This window comes from Rhizobium sp. K33 (assembly GCF_056501445.1).
Genome location: NZ_CP096478.1, coordinates 64,327 through 79,043, shown reverse-complemented (window position 1 = coordinate 79,043; position 14,717 = coordinate 64,327). Strand labels below are relative to the sequence as shown.

The window sequence follows — 14,717 nt, the reverse complement described above, 5'->3', positions numbered from 1 at the left end:
TACTATTTTGCGGCTCCGGGTTTGACAAGCGCGAATTTGACTGTTGCAGTCGAAAGTGATCATGAATGATTTGCAAGTTCGATGCCGCATGATTGGAAGAGGAGCCATGACTCGACATAATGACCTGAAGCCGGCCAATGACGATGACGTCTTCGAAGTTGGCGCTCCCCTGCGCACCGGCCGTCTCGACGAGATCCTCGGCTTCCATCTGCGCATGGCCAATGTCGCCATCTATCAGGACTATACCGCGGCCATGGGAGACATCGGCCTCACCCAGAAGCAGTTTGCCGTTCTCGAGCTCATCGCTGCCAATCCGAAGGTGAGCCAGATCGACATCGCCAACCAGCTCAGCATGGATCGCGCCACGATGATGGCCTTGGTCAATCGGCTGGAAGGCCGCAATCTTCTCGAGCGCCAGCCTTCGCCTGTGGATCGCCGCCGGCAGGAATTGCTGCTGACGGGAGATGGCATCGAGATCCTGAAGCAGGCTCGCCATATCCAGGAGCAGCACGAGCTTCGCTTCACCTCCCGCTTCTCGGCGGAAGAACTCGAAGAGTTCATCAACGGTCTGAAGCGCATCTATGCGGACATCACGCCGCGCACACAGCAGACCGATTGATCTCCGATCAACGCCACCAAACCAAAACGGCCGCCCTTTCGAGCGGCCGTTTCTGTATCTGCGATCAGAAGGGGTAATGCTGGTTCGGATCCTCGATGGTGATCCAGCGCAGTTCTGTGAACTCGGCGATTGCCGCCTTGCCACCGAAGCGGCCATAGCCGCTGCCCTTGACGCCGCCGAACGGCATCTGCGGTTCGTCGAACACCGTCGGACCGTTGATGTGGCAGATGCCCGACTCGATGCGAGCCGCCACCGCCATGGCGCGACGGATGTCGCGGCTGAAGACGGCACCGGATAGACCGTATTCGGTGTCGTTGGCAACGCGGATCGCCTCTTCCTCATCCTTGACGCGGATGATCGGCTTGACCGGGCCGAAGCTCTCTTCCGAATACATGCGCATATCCGGCGTGACCTGATCGAGCAGGGTTGCTTCCACGACACTTCCTTCGCGCTTGCCGCCCGCCACAAGCTTGGCACCCTTGGAGACTGCATCCGCAATCAGGTCGTCCATCTTCTTTGCGGACTCCAGGCTGATCAGCGACCCGAGAACGACGTGGCCCTTCGGGTCGCCGGCCGGGAGCTTGGAGGCCTTTGCAGCAAGCTTGGAGACGAACTCATCGGCGATCTTCTCGTCGACGATGATGCGCTCGGTCGACATGCAGATCTGGCCCATGTTGGCAAACGCGCCGAAAGCGGCTGCGTTCACCGCTGCATCGATGTCGGCGTCGTCCAGGATGACGAGCGGCGCCTTGCCGCCAAGTTCCAGCAGAGCCGGCTTCAGATTGCGTCCGCAGAGTTCACCGATGATCTTGCCGACCTTGGTGGAACCGGTGAAGTTCACGCGCTTGACGGCAGGGTTGGTGATCAGCGCCTCGACGATCTTGGCTGCATCTTCCGGCGCATTTGTGATGACACTGATGGCACCTGTCGGAAGGCCGGCCTCCACGAGGCACTGGGCAATCAGGCGGTGGGTGCCCGGGCACTGTTCGGAGGCCTTGAGAATGACGGTGTTGCCGCAAGCGAGCGGCATGGCGACAGCGCGCGTGCCGAGGATGATCGGGGCATTCCACGGCGCAATGCCGAGGCAGACACCGACGGCCTGGCGCATGCCCATCGACAGCGAGCCGGGCTTGTTGGACGGAATGACTTCGCCCGAGATCTGCGTCGTCATCGAAGCGGCTTCGCGCAGCATGCTGGCGGCAACCATGACGTTGAAGGCGCCCCAATGGCCGGTTGCACCGGTTTCGGCGACCACGAGATCGGAGAACTCGGCGGTCTTCGATTCCATGATGTCGGCGGCCTTGAGCAGGATCTTGCGACGCTCGCCAGGGCCCGTCTTGGACCATGCGGGGAAAGCGGCAGCGGCCGCATCGACGGCAGCAGCCGCATCATCGAGACTCGCGGCTGATGCCGTCGTGGCCACTTCCTGGGTGAAGGGATTGATGCGGGTAAAGGTCTTGCCGCCTGCGGCCTGCTTTTCAGCGCCGTTGATGAGCAGCGATATATGCATATTCATGGGTATACCTCCTCCGTTGTTGTTCCGTAAAATGCCGTCACGATCGGTGACGCTGGCGGCCGGCACTCCCGATCAGATGTCGAGCCTCCGGGCGAGCCGCAATGTCGATATCGGGAGCCTCCGCGACCCGATCCTTTTGTAAGTCTAGCAAACAATTTAGCTTTGACAAGTAGTCGACGAGCCGCCGTCAGTAGGGAAGGCCGACGTAGTTTTCTGCCATGGCCGTGGACGCCGCTCTCGAGTGCATGAGGTAGTCGAGTTCCGCCTCCTGGATCTTCTGGCCGAAGTCTCCGGTATCGGGGAAACGGTGCAGCAATGTGGTCATCGACCACGAGAAGCGTACCGCTTTCCACACACGTTTCAGTGCGCGTTCCGAATAGCTGTTGAGGCCCGCGTCGGATTTTTCCTGATAATGTTCGAGCAGAGCGCCGATCAGGTAATGGACGTCGGATGCTGCAAGATTAAGACCCTTGGCGCCCGTCGGCGGCACGATGTGGGCAGCATCTCCGACGAGGAAGAGGCGGCCGAACCGCATGGGCTCGGCGACGAAAGACCGCAACGGGGCAATCGATTTCTCGAAGCTCGGCCCCGTTACCATGGCCTCGGCGTGGTGGGCGGGCAGACGGCGGCGGATCTCGTCCCAGAAGCGCTCGTCCGACCACATGTCGACTTTGTCCTCGAGCGAACACTGGACATAGTAGCGGCTGCGGGTCTCCGAGCGCATCGAGCAGAGGGCAAAGCCGCGCGGATGGTTAGCGTAGATCAATTCATGACTGACCGGCGGCACATCGGCCAGGATGCCGAGCCAGCCGAAGGGGTAGATCTTCTCGAAAGTCTTGATTGCCCCCTCCGGCACCGCCTTGCGGCTGGCACCGTGGAAGCCGTCGCATCCGGCAATGAAGTCGCAGTCGATCCGCTGGCTCACGCCATCCTTCTCGAAGGTGACATAAGGGCGGTCCCCATCGAAACCGGCGGGCTCGACATTCACGGCATCGTGGATCGTCACTCCGCCATCGCGCTCGCGACGCTCGATGAGGTCGCGGGTGAGCTCGGTCTGGCCGTAGACCATGACCCGCTTGCCGCCTGTGAGATCGAAGAGATCGATGCGGTGGTCGCGCCCATCGAAAGCAAGCGAGAAGCCGTCATGCGGCAACCCTTCGCGGTGGAGGCGCTCGCCCACGCCCGCCCGATCGACGAGGCCGACCGTGCCCTCTTCAAGCACGCCCGCGCGAACGCGCGCGAGAATATGATCCTTGCCGACGCGATCGATGATCACGTTGTCGATGCCGGCATTGGTCAGGAGTTGGCCGAGCAGAAGACCTGAGGGGCCCGACCCGATGATGGCGACTTTGGTCCGCATGACTTTCCTCCCATGGCACGCTCGACTTGTCTTTCGGCAAGTTTTGAGCGGAATGAGCGGCGCCAACAATGGACGCATCGGGCGTTTTGTTGCACAAATCGAACATGACGAAACGCAAAGTCTCTTTCGCAGATCCGATTCCGACCTATGAGCTCTATGGGGAGGACGACCCTTCCGGCTCGCGTTTTTGGGTGCACTGCGAAACGATTCCTGCGCGCAGCGCCCTGCATCACTGGGAAATCGGCCTTCACAGACATGAGCGGTATTTCCAGATCCTTCTCGTGACAGGTGGATCCGGCGATGCCGTGTTCGAGGGAGAAGTTGTTCGTTTCGAACCTCTTTCGATCGTCACCGTGCCGCCAGCCGTGGGTCACGGCTTTCGCTTCTCGCCCGATATCGACGGTTATGTCTTCACCTTCCTCTCCAGCCGATTGCCGGTTCGTCCGGGTGAACCGAATGCCATGGGCCGCTTTCTGGCAGAGCCGCGCATTACGCGTCTGATGCCGCAGGAGCCGGATGGCGATCTTGTGGTCGCCCATCTTCTGAGGGTGGCGGCCGAATGGCAGGGACGCCTGACAGGGCGCACCGTCCTGATGGAGACAGGGTTAGCCGCAGCGCTTGCCCTGACGGCGCGTCTCGCGGCGCAGGACCGGATGGAACTCGAAGGCGTTGACGACAATGACCGCCGGCTCGAGGCCTTCTCCTCGCTCCTGCAGCGCGAGGTGCGCAATCATCGCCCCGCGTCGTTCTACGCCGACGCTCTCGGCATCACGCCCACCCATCTCAATCGTGTCCTGAAGGCGAAGACCGGGCTCAGCACGCAGGAGCTTATTGCGCGTCGCCTGATCGAGGAGACGCAGCGGGAGCTTCTCTTCACGCCGGGCAGCATCAAGGAGGTGGCATTTCGGCTCGGATTCTCGGATCCGGCCTATTTCTCGCGATTCTTCACGCGCCAGACCGGCATGACACCGGCAGCATGGCGTGCGCAGGAGCAGACGCGGCTGGGTTCCCGGGAAGAGAGCCTCTGAAAGATCAGTCTGCGCTGAAGAGGTCGATCAGCACCTGGCGCATGGCGTTCATCGGCCATTCGCGCGTCTGCTCCATCGGCAGCATTCCCGGAGTGAAGCCTTCGCGCTCGAACCGGGCAATCAGCTCCCGATCGGAGGAGACCACGTGGATCGGCACCGCGCGCGATGCGTCGGGCCCCGTGATGATGGCAGCCGGCTGATGGTCGCCAAGGATGACGAACACGGTATCCTCACCGAAACGGGCCATGTAGCTGCCGAGCGTTTCCAGCGAGTAGTCGATCGTCTGGATATACTGGCGCCGCACGCGCTCCGGATCGGCCCATACGACCGAGGGCGGATCACCACTTTCTGCCTGGGTGTTGAAGATCGTGCCATCCCCGACGTCATCCCAATCGACAAGAGTGGCAACCGGCGTCCAGGGGGCATGGCTCGAGATGAGCGCAATTTCCGCCATGACCTTTTCTCCGGCTGCGTGGGCAGGCGCGCGACCCAGTCGTTCGAAAGCGGACAACGTGTATTGATCCGGCATCGTCACCCAGTTGAAGGGTTTGCCTTGGTACTCCAGATCTGCGGCTGCCAGGACCTGGCGATAGCCGTAATAGGCCGCTTCCGGCCAGGCCATGGTGATGGCAGGCATCGCGGCGATCGGCTTCCAACCGGCATCACTGAAGAGCCGGTTGAGGCTTGGCTGACGGCTGATCATCAGGCGGTCGTACCGCGCCTGGCTGTCGGTCCATAGGCCGGATAAAAGTGTGCCATGCGCCAGCCAGCTCAGGCCGCCGACGGTGGGAGACGTTGCCCAGGCGCTGGCAGAGGCAAGGCCGGCCGCGGTTATCTCAGCCTCCACCTTCTCAAGGCGGCGCCTTGCGATGTCCGCATAGCGGGGGTCTTCGATCGCAGAGCGGCCGTAGGACTCGACGAAGATCAGGATGAAGTCCTTGTCCTCGATGGCGGTGAACAGCCCCTCACCCGTCCTTGGCCCCTCCCCAGCGGCCAGAGCCGTTTCGAAAACATGCATGTCCTGCACGGACTGCACAACTAGGGTCAGTCGATTATTGAGGTAGGATGGCAGTCGGGCCTCGACACGCGGCATTCCGAGATAGGCGGCAGTCCCGCCGGCAAGCGTGATGCCGACAAGGGTCAAGACAAGCCAGGATCGGCCCGGGCGCGGGATGGTCGACAACCATCGGGCGGCGATGAGAAAGAGCGCGAGCAGCAGAACAAGGCTGAGAATTCCTGCAGCGATCGCGGCAAAAGCAGCCAGCGGTCCGACCGTACCCGACATCAGGTTCCAGCCGTCCACCAGCATCTTGAGGTCGAGATACGGATTGAAGGGACGCTGGAAGGCGGCCTGGGTGCCGATATCGGCAAATTTCAGAAAGAGGATGATGAGGAGCAGCAGGCCGCAGGTTAGTGCCGTTATCTTCCGCCATGTGGAGGGGACCACTAGCAAGAGAAGCATCAGAAGCGGCAGTTCGAGCGGCAGCCGCGCGAAGGCATCAAGACCGATCGCGTCAGGATGGCCGGGAAGCGTGAAGGCGAGCCATGCGATGGCTGCGCCCAGCAAGATACCTGCCAGGGGACGGATGTTCGTGCCACGCCCCATCATGCAGTTACTCCCGACCGCCGAACTTCATATGCGTTGCATGCGACGGATTTTGCCTCCATGAAGGTCTTCTGCCTCGGTTCTTGCGTATAACTCCCCGACAGATCTCTCACGACAAACGGAATCCTCACAGCTTGACCTTTCTGCGTCTCCTCGCTCCACTTGCCCTCATCGCTGTTCTCGCATTCCTGCTGTCGCGGATAGACCTCGAGACGCTGCAATCGGCTTTCTCGGAGATTTCCATTGCACACGTAGCGGCCGGACTCGCCCTTGTGCAACTTCAGATCATCGTTTCGGCTCTCCGCTGGCGCTTCACGGCCGCGCGTCTTAGCGAGGGCATGCCGATATCGCTGGCGATCCGAGAGTATTATGTTGCGAGCTTTCTGAACCAGAGCCTGCCGGGCGGCATGGCCGGCGATGCCGTTCGCGCGGTGCGCATGCGCAATGCCGGCCCGGGCGGATGGAAGGCGCCGGCAAAGGCTGTGGTTTTCGAGCGCCTCTCGGGACAGCTGGCCTTCTTTCTTCTCGCGATCATCGGGCTTTTCGTCTGGCCACGTTTGATCGGCGGAGAGCAGGAAGGGCGCCAGGCCTTCCGTCTGGTGCTCGGCTTCTTTGCCGTTGCCGCCGTCGCCATCGCAGCGATCATCGCGGCGGGCGGGCGTCTGGCGTGGATCCGCAAGTTTCGGGCTGACATCACGGAGGTCTTCATCCGTGGGCGCGCGCTCCCATTCCAGCTCGGCACGAGCCTCTTGATCGTCTCGACCTATGTTGGGACTTTCTTCATCGCCAGCGATGCGGTGGGCGCGCCGCTGCCCTGGGAGGCAGCCCTGACGGTGGTTCCGCTCTGTCTGATCGCCATGCTGATCCCGGCGGGCTTCGGAGGCTGGGGAACGCGAGAGGCGGCGGCCATGGCGCTCTGGCCGATCATCGGCGCTTCTGCGGCCGAAGGACTGGCTGCCAGCATCATCTATGGCGGGCTTTCGCTGGCAGGCGCCCTGCCCGGGCTGGCCCTGCTTGCCATCGAAGCCATCCGTGGCAGGCCGCGCCGCGCCTGAGGCGCCCATTACCGAGCCTCGATCCGGGCATAGACATCGCCCGAGGATGCGTCCGGAGACATCTGCGACAGTTCGACGAGAAGCTCGTCAGCCGTCTTCCAGCGATCCCAGACGAAACGGTGCTGCTCGCCCACGACCCGGTTGAAGCGATAGCCGCCGAGGCCCATCAGCCTGTCGATCGCATTGGACGCCACGGAGGGCATGGCGGGAATGTACTCGAAGGCGATGAGGGGGATCGGCTTGCTCAAGCCATGGAGGATTTCGGCCTCCGCTCCCTCGACATCGATCTTGCAGAAGGACGGCATGCCGTGTTTCGCGATCAGGTGGTCAAGCGTCACCATGGGAACGGTGACCTTCTGGTCCCAAACTACCTGCGAAAAGCCTTTGCTCTGCTTGACCGTCTCCACGAAGCTGCTGGAAATGCTGGTCACCGTCGGATGCAGGCTCGAGATCAGAAGATCGATTTCGCCCGCCTTACGACCGACGGCAACACGCTCGAAACCGGTCAGAGCGCCTGAGAAGCGGCTTTCGATGAAATCGGCGAATGCCGGCTGTGGCTCGACTGCGACCACACGCGCGCCGAGATCGAGCAAGGTGCGACTGCGGCTGCCGACATGGGCGCCTATATCGAACACCAGTTCGCCAGGTTTGATGATCGAGCCGTAGAAGTTGCGCAACGCGCGGCGTCGCCATGGCTGACCGTAGTAAACGACCAGGGATCGGGCGAGACCGAAGGAGGTGGAAAGCCGATGGACACGGCCCGTCATGGCGCGCCCGGCTTTCGGAGAAGATAAATGATGTCCACTGTGAAGGAGTAGATCAGGGCCAGCAGCGCAACGACCGCTATACCCGTCGAATAAGGTGTCTCGACGAAGGGGATGAGGATCAGGCACAGCGCCGAAATCTGGATCACGCAGACCAGTTTGCGCCGGAAGGACGGGAAAAGCTCCCCTGTCAGCCTCGGGATCATCCAGCCGGCTGCAACAAAAGCGTAGCGCATCAAGCCGATCCAGATCACCCAAAGCCCCGCCTTTTCCAGCAAGGCGGCAGCGACCGAGAGCACGAGGATCAGAAGCGCGTCGACCTCCATGTCAAAACGCGCACCGAATGCAGATTCATGGCCGTAGACGCGGGCGAGATAGCCGTCGACCCCGTCAAGCGCGAGTGCGATCAGAACCACGCCCACGAGCGTCCAAAGTGCAAGGTCGGTGGCGGCGAGGCTATCGAAACAGAGGACGGTCGCACCCGTCAGGCTGACAAGGCAGGCGCGGAAGGCGGTGACCAGGTTGGCCGGCCCGAACCGCCGATGCGGGTGGTCCGGAAGGGCATACAAGACCAGCGTGAACATCAGGACCAGTGAAAGGATCACCGAGGCTACGAAGTCCCAACCGAGCGGAAGCCGGAAGGAGACCAGCAGCGCGACTATCGACGTGCCCAAGAGCAAACCGGAGAGGCCCGCGATCGTGTCCGACAGCAACGCCGGCCGCGCGCGCAACTGTGTGATCCAGCCAGCCTGGGCGAGACCCCAAGACCGACCGAAACGATCGCCGCCAAGCCGTTCCGGCTCGCTTGCCATAGTCAAATCCTCCCTGCCCGCTTGGAGCTTACTCTGCGGCGACCAGCGTTTCCAGATCCAGCATGTGGCCGGCACGCAGTGTCTTTGTCCGCAGGTAGTTCTGGTTTTCCGCGGTCACGCGACCGGTGACCGGCGAACGCGCCTCGACCTCGATACCGCCCAGTTCCAGGCCGGCGATCTTGGTCGGATTGTTGGTGTAGACAGCGACTTTCGAGATCTCGAGCTGGCGCAGCATCGCGACCGCAGCCTCATAGCGCCGATGATCCTCGGCGAGGCCAAGTTCCGCATCCGCGTCGATCGTATCCAGGCCGAGGTGCTGATAGCCATAGGCGCGCATCTTTGCGCCGATGCCGGTGCCGCGTCCTTCCTGATCGAGATAGAGCAGCACGCCGCCACCTGCCTGCTTGAGCAGAGCAAGACCGTTGCGCAACTGGTCGCCGCAGTCGCATTTCAGCGAGCCGCAGAGGTCACCGGTGATGCAGGACGAGTGGATACGGATCGGGACAGTCTTCGACATGTCCGGCTTGCCGACCACGATGGCGACCTGATCCTTCTGGGCGAGGCCACCCCGGAAGACCACGAAGTCGGCATCGCCGAGATCCTTGAGCGGCACGCGGGTGCGCACGACCTTTTCGAACCTCTGGCGCGCGACATCGGCGCCCTTCAGGCGGCTCGCGGCGATCTCGCAGCAGCCGGCGAAGCGATCGGCGATCTCTGTCACATCAGCAAGCACCATGGCGGGGAGCAGCAGCGCAAGACGTGCCAGCTCCGTCGACTGGATCGCGAGATCATCAGCGGGCTGCCAGATCGCCGGCTTCCCTGCGCCGAGAGCGTAAGCCAGACGTGACGCATCATCGAAGGCCAGCCCAGCGAGCGGTGTGATGACATCGCTATCTGCGGCGATGCCGAGACGAGCGGCGCGCGGTTTGGTCAAGAGCAGGCTGTGGCGATCTTCGGTAACAGCGGCGAATTGATCGTAGAGAGAGGGCGCCACGCAATCGAGCGCCACGACCGCGAGCTTTCTTGATCCCTCCGCAAGCAGGACGGGTCGGCCGTAGCGCAGTTCTGCGACGGCGCGTTCAACTTCGATTGCGGCGGTGGGGAACTGGAAAGTGGGCTGGCTGGAATTCGACATGAGGCATACTCTCCCTATCAGTGGCATCCATTACGCCCGACTTCCGGCGACGGATTGCGCAGCCGCCATAAATTTATTTTGATGGCGTGCTTGGAACAAAATGCCTGCTAAAGCCATACGTTCCATTCGGACATGTATTTAGGGCGCGGGGAATTCAGTTTGAAGCTCGACCAAGACGAACAGACCGTTTCCGGCGGTGCGCATGCCCTTGCGCTCTGGTTCGAGGCTAAAGAAACCTGCGGTCTGCGCGAAGAAAGCCTTCCTGCTCCATCGGATAACGAGGTCCTCGTCCGCACGCTTTTCAGCGGCATCAGCCGTGGAACCGAGTCCCTCATCTTCCGCGGCGCTGTGCCCGAAAGTGAATTTGACCGCATGCGCGGGCCGCATATGCAGGGCGATTTCCCATTTCCAGTGAAATACGGATATGCCGCAGTCGGACAAGTAGAGGCGGGTCCTCCCCATCTCCTGGGCAAGAGCGTATTTGCTCTTCATCCGCATCAGGACCGCTTCGTCCTTCCGATTGATCAGGTCACCGTCCTGCCGGAAACGCTGCCACCACAACGCGCCGTGCTTACGGCGAACATGGAAACCGCGCTCAACATCGTCTGGGACGCAGGCGTTCAGCCAGGTGACCGGGTTGCCGTGTTCGGCGCCGGCGTCGTCGGATCACTGGTCGCCTATATCTCCTCGCGCATCGTGGGCACGGAGACCGTGCTCGTCGATCTCGATCCGAAACGGCAGGGCCTCGCCACGGATCTCAGCCTGAGTTTCTCTGCGGCCGACCGCCTCGACGGCGAATTCGACGTTCTCATCAATGCGACGGCATCGGCTGGGGCCCTGGAGAATGCCATTGCGCATGCGGGCGTGGAGGCAAAGATCGTCGAGGCCAGCTGGTATGGCGATCGGCCGGTGACCATCCCGCTGGGCGGCGCATTCCATTCCCGCCGGCTGTCATTGGTCAGCTCGCAAGTCGGCGCGGTCCCCGCCTCGCGCAGGGCACGCTGGAGCTATGCGCGCCGCCTCGCCAAGGCGCTCGAGCTGCTGCTCGACGATAGGCTCGATCGCCTGATTTCCGGAGAGACACGTTTTTCTGAACTGCCCGCCGCTTACGGACGTATCCTATCCTCGCAAGACACTTTGTGCCACCGCATCCGCTACTGACGAAAGAGAGCTCATGTTCGCTGTTGAAGTTCGAGACCACATCATGATCGCCCACAGCCTGCCGCGTCCGGTCTTCGGGCCTGCCCAGGGCATGCACGGAGCGACCTTCGTCGTGGATGCGGCATTCTTCACCAAGGATGTGGACGAAGATGGGCTGGCCGTCGATATCGGTGCAGCCACCACGGTTCTCGCCGAGGTGCTGAAGCCCCTCAACTACCAGAATCTCGACGAAGTCGAGGCCTTCAAGGGTAAGGTCAGCACAACGGAAGTGATCGCCAAGCACATCTTCGACCAGTTGGCGAAAGCCGTAAGCGACAAGCGTCTGGGCGCCGGGAGCCACCGCATCTGCCGGCTGAAGGTGACCCTGCATGAGTCCCATGCCGCCCGCGGCTGGTATGAGGCCGATCTTTGAGCCGTTCTCTCGTCTTCGCCTATCCCGGCGATCTCTCGCTGAAAACCGGCGGCTATGGCTATGACCGCAAGGTCATCGAGGGGCTGAAGCAGATCGGGTGGGAGGTCGAGTTGCTCGGATTTGGTGACGGTTTTCCTGCGCCTTCCGACACCACCCTTGATCGTGCGGGCGAGGCTCTTTCGGCTTTGCCGGACGGCTCGCACGTCGTCATTGACGGGCTGGCCTTCGGCGTGCTTGAGGGCTTTGCGCTGAAGGAGGCCGAGAGGCTGCGGATCGTCGCCCTCGTCCACCATCCGCTTGCGCTCGAAACCGGACTTTCCGAGGAGGAGCAGCGCCGGTTCCGCGAAAGCGAGCGCAAGGCGCTCTCTGCCGCACGGCATGTGATCGTGACGTCACCCATGACGGCGCGGGAACTCGTCGCCAATTACAACGTCGCGGCCGCCGACATCACGGTGGCGCTCCCGGGTACGGAGAAAGCGTCCACCGTCCCCCCTCAGAATTCTGTGCCCAACATCCTTTCCGTCGGAACGCTGTCGCGACGCAAGGGACACGATGTGCTGCTTTCCGCTCTCAAGCAGGTGGAGGATCTGCCCTGGAAGGCGACCATCGTCGGCAGCAAGACACTTGATCCAGTCACCAGTAAAGCGCTTGCAGATCAGGTTGACAGGCTCGAACTCGGGCAACGGGTCGAGCTTGTGGGAGAGGTCGAGGAGCCGCGCACCTATTTCGCCAGGGCCGACATTTTTGCTCTGGCTAGCCGATACGAAGGCTACGGCATGGTCTTTGCCGAGGCGCTTTCCCATGGGCTGCCGATCGTTGCCTGTCATGCCGGAGCTGTGCCGGAAGTGGTGCCAGAAGAAGCGGGCTTCCTCGTGCCTGTCGATGATGTCGACGCTTTCAGCGCGGCCCTGCGCCACCTGCTGAACGATCCGGAAGAGCGGTCCGCAAAGGCTGAGGGTGCGCGCCGAGCGATTGCGACACTCCCCGACTGGGCCGAGACGGTGAAGATCATCTCCAACGCATTGGACAAGATATCATGAGCGGCTTTGACAAGGACTGGCTGGCACTGCGCGAACCGGTTGACCAAAGAGCGCGCGCAGACGCTTTGGTGGAGCGGCTATCGCGGCACCTCGAAGAGGCCGAAGCGCCCGCGATCATCGATATCGGCTGCGGCACAGGCTCGACATGGAGGAGCCTTTCGGGGCGTGTTCCTCGCTCTGCTACCTGGCAGTTGCTCGATTACGATCCCTTGCTTCTCGCAGAGGCCGAACGGCGTATCGGCGGCGCCAGCGACGTGACGTTTCGCCAGTTCGACCTCAACCAGTTCGAGGACCTGCCGCTCGAGCAGGTCACGGTCGTGACGGCCTCGGCGCTGTTCGATCTCTGCTCGGCGGACTTCTGCAATCGTTTCGCGGAGGCGCTGGTACGAAGCAAAACGGGGCTTTACGCAGCTCTCAATTATGATGGTGTGATCGAGTGGTCGGTGCGACATCCGCTGGACGGGCAGGTGGTGATCGATTTCAACCAGCACCAGCGTTCAGACAAGGGGTTTGGTCCGGCACTTGGGCCCGACGCGACGGATCACTTGAGGCTCGCATTCGAGAACCTGCGCTATCGCGTTTCGGTCGCGACCAGCCCATGGGTCATCCGACCGGAGGAGGCAGATCTTCAGATCGCTTTCCTGAAGGGTTTGGAGCAGCCGCTGGTCGAGATCGGAAGCCTGACCGCACCAGAGATCAGGTCCTGGATGGACTTCAGGCTGGAAGCAGTCGGCCAGACTGGCAGCTCATGCGTGGTCGGCCACACGGATATCCTCGCCCTGCCCTGCCGCTGAACCGGCGGCGCTGCTGAGGTCACAGTCGAAGAGCACGTCGCTACCCAGCGTGTAAACCTTGGCCGCCGGGCGATGGGCGCTCGAGAGTTTTTCGATGGGCGGCAAAGCGATGCCGGCCGGGCCGGAGCCGATGATCAGCGGTGCGACGGCCACATGCAGCCGATCGACCAGACCTGCCTCGATAAACCGGGCAATCGTCCGGGCACCGCCTTCAACAAGGATCCGCCGCAACCCACGCGCGGCAAGCGCGTCGAGGATTTCCTGCGGGTCCAGACCACCCTCGCCTTTCCGGACGCGGATCACGTCGGCGCCGTGCGATTTGACGGGAGCGTCGTCTGCCTGGATCAGGATCACGGGCGCGCCGCCATCGCGGAAGAGACGCTCGTCACCCGTTAGCTCCGCGCCGCAATCGATGACCACGCGGACAGGGTTCGGGCCTTTGACAGCCCGCACGGATAGCCGGGGGTCGTCGCATTTGACTGTGCCGACACCGACGATTACGGCCTCGACGAGTGCACGACAGCGATGAAGGTGGGCGATCCCTTCGGGTCCGGAGATGTCCCGCGCATCGCCCGAGGGGGTGGCGACGCGTCCGTCGAGCGACTGGCCGACCTGTGCCAGGACGAAACCATCCTTTGCGGCGGCGATCGGGGCGTAAAGGGCCATGACGGGGTCTGTTTCGTCTGAAACACCTGAACCAGCACCCCGCATAGCAAGAAGGCGTGCCCAGAGCTGATCCGTCATGTCGATCTTACGCATCGGGTCTCCGTCCTGAATTTTACAAAATGCGGTAAAGGGTCCGGTCGCGGCGGATTACGTGGTGAAAAATCACCGCCGCAAAATGCAACGCGAAAAGTGCCAAAAGGATCCATGCGCTCCATTCATGGATGGCCGACAGGGTGAAGGCGATATCCGGCGACTTGCCGATCGGGCTCCAGACGGTGAACAGACCGAACCAGTTCAGCGGAAAACCATGGGCGTTCGTGGCCAGAAAACCCGATACGGGCATGATGATCAGGAAGACATAGAGGAGACCATGGACGGTATGGGCGGCCGCCTTTTCGAGAGCGGGAGCTTCGACCAGGGGAGCGCCGCTTGTCAGCCGCGCGCCGATGCGCAGCAGCATGAGCCAGAGAACAAGGAAGCCGAGGCTCTCATGCACCAGATAGAAATCCAGTTTGACGTCGTCTTTGACGAAACCGATCATCAAGCCGAGGGGCCAGGTGGCCAGAACGAGGCCGGCGATCAGCCAATGGAGTATGCGCAAACGAGCCGCATAGCGGCCAGCTTCTCCTGCCATCTCCACATTGCTCACGCTCATCTGCCCACTCCCATCTCGTCCCCGTGATCGGCCCAGCGCCCGGCCTCCCCGCCGGGTTGGTCGCTGAAGACGGCCAGCATGGTTCCGTTTGACG

The 14,717-nt window shown here is 62.1% G+C and carries 15 protein-coding genes; 7 read left to right on the top strand and 8 right to left on the bottom strand.

Translation table 11 applies throughout. The features are described 5' to 3' along the window. Positions 1-106 precede the first annotated feature (106 nt). Positions 107-619, top strand: a complete 513-nt coding sequence (locus tag M1E12_RS00340; RefSeq protein ID WP_113459946.1) for a MarR family winged helix-turn-helix transcriptional regulator — start codon at positions 107-109, stop codon at positions 617-619. Positions 620-683: 64 nt separating this feature from the next. Here the strand turns inward: M1E12_RS00340 and M1E12_RS00335 are convergent, their stop codons facing one another. Next, a complete protein-coding gene (locus M1E12_RS00335; protein WP_479564784.1) occupies positions 684-2,129 on the bottom strand; it encodes an aldehyde dehydrogenase in 1,446 nt (481 codons plus the stop codon). A gap of 193 nt (positions 2,130-2,322) precedes the next feature. After that, positions 2,323-3,495, bottom strand: coding sequence for a 4-hydroxybenzoate 3-monooxygenase (gene pobA, locus M1E12_RS00330; protein ID WP_479563341.1), 1,173 nt, complete (start codon positions 3,493-3,495; stop codon positions 2,323-2,325). Positions 3,496-3,599: 104 nt separating this feature from the next. Here pobA and M1E12_RS00325 point away from each other — a divergent pair, with 104 nt between their 5' ends. Continuing rightward, positions 3,600-4,523 (top strand): helix-turn-helix domain-containing protein, encoded by a 924-nt coding sequence (locus M1E12_RS00325; protein WP_479563340.1) that lies wholly within the window; start codon positions 3,600-3,602, stop codon positions 4,521-4,523. Between the two features lie 4 nt (positions 4,524-4,527). On the opposite strand, the gene M1E12_RS00320 is transcribed toward M1E12_RS00325, so the two are convergent. Continuing rightward, positions 4,528-6,132 (bottom strand): alkaline phosphatase family protein, encoded by a 1,605-nt coding sequence (locus M1E12_RS00320; RefSeq protein WP_479563339.1) that lies wholly within the window; start codon positions 6,130-6,132, stop codon positions 4,528-4,530. A gap of 131 nt (positions 6,133-6,263) precedes the next feature. Here M1E12_RS00320 and M1E12_RS00315 point away from each other — a divergent pair, with 131 nt between their 5' ends. Then, complete coding sequence (locus M1E12_RS00315) at positions 6,264-7,184, top strand: lysylphosphatidylglycerol synthase transmembrane domain-containing protein (RefSeq protein ID WP_479563338.1); 921 nt, start codon at positions 6,264-6,266, stop codon at positions 7,182-7,184. A gap of 8 nt (positions 7,185-7,192) precedes the next feature. Here M1E12_RS00315 and M1E12_RS00310 read toward each other — a convergent pair whose 3' ends face one another. Genes M1E12_RS00310 through ribA form a run of 3 tightly spaced genes read right to left on the bottom strand, consistent with a single transcriptional unit; the run spans position 7,193 to position 9,895 of the window. Further along, positions 7,193-7,951, bottom strand: a complete 759-nt coding sequence (locus M1E12_RS00310; RefSeq protein ID WP_479563337.1) for an FkbM family methyltransferase — start codon at positions 7,949-7,951, stop codon at positions 7,193-7,195. After that, positions 7,948-8,760 carry a CDP-alcohol phosphatidyltransferase family protein gene (locus tag M1E12_RS00305; protein ID WP_479563336.1) on the bottom strand — a complete coding sequence of 271 codons (813 nt, stop codon included), beginning with the start codon at positions 8,758-8,760 and terminating at the stop codon, positions 7,948-7,950. The genes M1E12_RS00310 and M1E12_RS00305 overlap by 4 nt, the downstream gene beginning before the upstream one ends. A gap of 28 nt (positions 8,761-8,788) precedes the next feature. Then, on the bottom strand, positions 8,789-9,895 hold the full coding sequence (ribA, locus tag M1E12_RS00300; RefSeq protein ID WP_479563335.1) for a GTP cyclohydrolase II RibA: 1,107 nt from the start codon (positions 9,893-9,895) through the stop codon (positions 8,789-8,791). Positions 9,896-10,054: 159 nt separating this feature from the next. Between ribA and M1E12_RS00295 the strand changes: the two genes are divergently transcribed. From M1E12_RS00295 to M1E12_RS00280, 4 genes are read left to right on the top strand one after another with little or no spacing between them, the layout of a single operon-like run. Next, complete coding sequence (locus M1E12_RS00295; protein ID WP_479563334.1) at positions 10,055-11,056, top strand: zinc-dependent alcohol dehydrogenase; 1,002 nt, start codon at positions 10,055-10,057, stop codon at positions 11,054-11,056. Positions 11,057-11,069: 13 nt separating this feature from the next. Further along, a complete protein-coding gene (locus M1E12_RS00290) occupies positions 11,070-11,468 on the top strand; it encodes a 6-pyruvoyl trahydropterin synthase family protein (RefSeq protein ID WP_136542361.1) in 399 nt (132 codons plus the stop codon). Beyond that, positions 11,465-12,508, top strand: coding sequence for a glycosyltransferase family 4 protein (locus M1E12_RS00285; RefSeq protein ID WP_479563333.1), 1,044 nt, complete (start codon positions 11,465-11,467; stop codon positions 12,506-12,508). The genes M1E12_RS00290 and M1E12_RS00285 overlap by 4 nt, the downstream gene beginning before the upstream one ends. Further along, on the top strand, positions 12,505-13,302 hold the full coding sequence (locus M1E12_RS00280; protein ID WP_479563332.1) for a class I SAM-dependent methyltransferase: 798 nt from the start codon (positions 12,505-12,507) through the stop codon (positions 13,300-13,302). The genes M1E12_RS00285 and M1E12_RS00280 overlap by 4 nt, the downstream gene beginning before the upstream one ends. Here the strand turns inward: M1E12_RS00280 and M1E12_RS00275 are convergent. Together M1E12_RS00275 and M1E12_RS00270 are read right to left on the bottom strand one after the other, a co-directional pair. Further along, positions 13,255-14,061 (bottom strand): RibD family protein, encoded by an 807-nt coding sequence (locus tag M1E12_RS00275; protein WP_479563331.1) that lies wholly within the window; start codon positions 14,059-14,061, stop codon positions 13,255-13,257. The two genes, M1E12_RS00280 and M1E12_RS00275, sit on opposite strands and share 48 nt — an antisense overlap. A gap of 19 nt (positions 14,062-14,080) precedes the next feature. After that, positions 14,081-14,623, bottom strand: coding sequence for a cytochrome b (locus M1E12_RS00270; RefSeq protein ID WP_479563330.1), 543 nt, complete (start codon positions 14,621-14,623; stop codon positions 14,081-14,083). Positions 14,624-14,717 lie beyond the last annotated feature (94 nt).

Bases quoted from the DNA above. Each gene is read 5' to 3' on its own strand.
- M1E12_RS00340 (WP_113459946.1), top strand. From the start codon at position 107: ATGACTCGACATAATGACCTGAAGCCGGCCAATGACGATGACGTCTTC.
- M1E12_RS00335 (WP_479564784.1), bottom strand. From the start codon at position 2,129: ATGCATATATCGCTGCTCATCAACGGCGCTGAAAAGCAGGCCGCAGGC.
- pobA (WP_479563341.1), bottom strand. From the start codon at position 3,495: ATGCGGACCAAAGTCGCCATCATCGGGTCGGGCCCCTCAGGTCTTCTG.
- M1E12_RS00325 (WP_479563340.1), top strand. From the start codon at position 3,600: ATGACGAAACGCAAAGTCTCTTTCGCAGATCCGATTCCGACCTATGAG.
- M1E12_RS00320 (WP_479563339.1), bottom strand. From the start codon at position 6,132: ATGATGGGGCGTGGCACGAACATCCGTCCCCTGGCAGGTATCTTGCTG.
- M1E12_RS00310 (WP_479563337.1), bottom strand. From the start codon at position 7,951: ATGACGGGCCGTGTCCATCGGCTTTCCACCTCCTTCGGTCTCGCCCGA.
- M1E12_RS00305 (WP_479563336.1), bottom strand. From the start codon at position 8,760: ATGGCAAGCGAGCCGGAACGGCTTGGCGGCGATCGTTTCGGTCGGTCT.
- ribA (WP_479563335.1), bottom strand. From the start codon at position 9,895: ATGTCGAATTCCAGCCAGCCCACTTTCCAGTTCCCCACCGCCGCAATC.
- M1E12_RS00290 (WP_136542361.1), top strand. From the start codon at position 11,070: ATGTTCGCTGTTGAAGTTCGAGACCACATCATGATCGCCCACAGCCTG.
- M1E12_RS00280 (WP_479563332.1), top strand. From the start codon at position 12,505: ATGAGCGGCTTTGACAAGGACTGGCTGGCACTGCGCGAACCGGTTGAC.
- M1E12_RS00275 (WP_479563331.1), bottom strand. From the start codon at position 14,061: ATGCGTAAGATCGACATGACGGATCAGCTCTGGGCACGCCTTCTTGCT.
- M1E12_RS00270 (WP_479563330.1), bottom strand. From the start codon at position 14,623: ATGAGCGTGAGCAATGTGGAGATGGCAGGAGAAGCTGGCCGCTATGCG.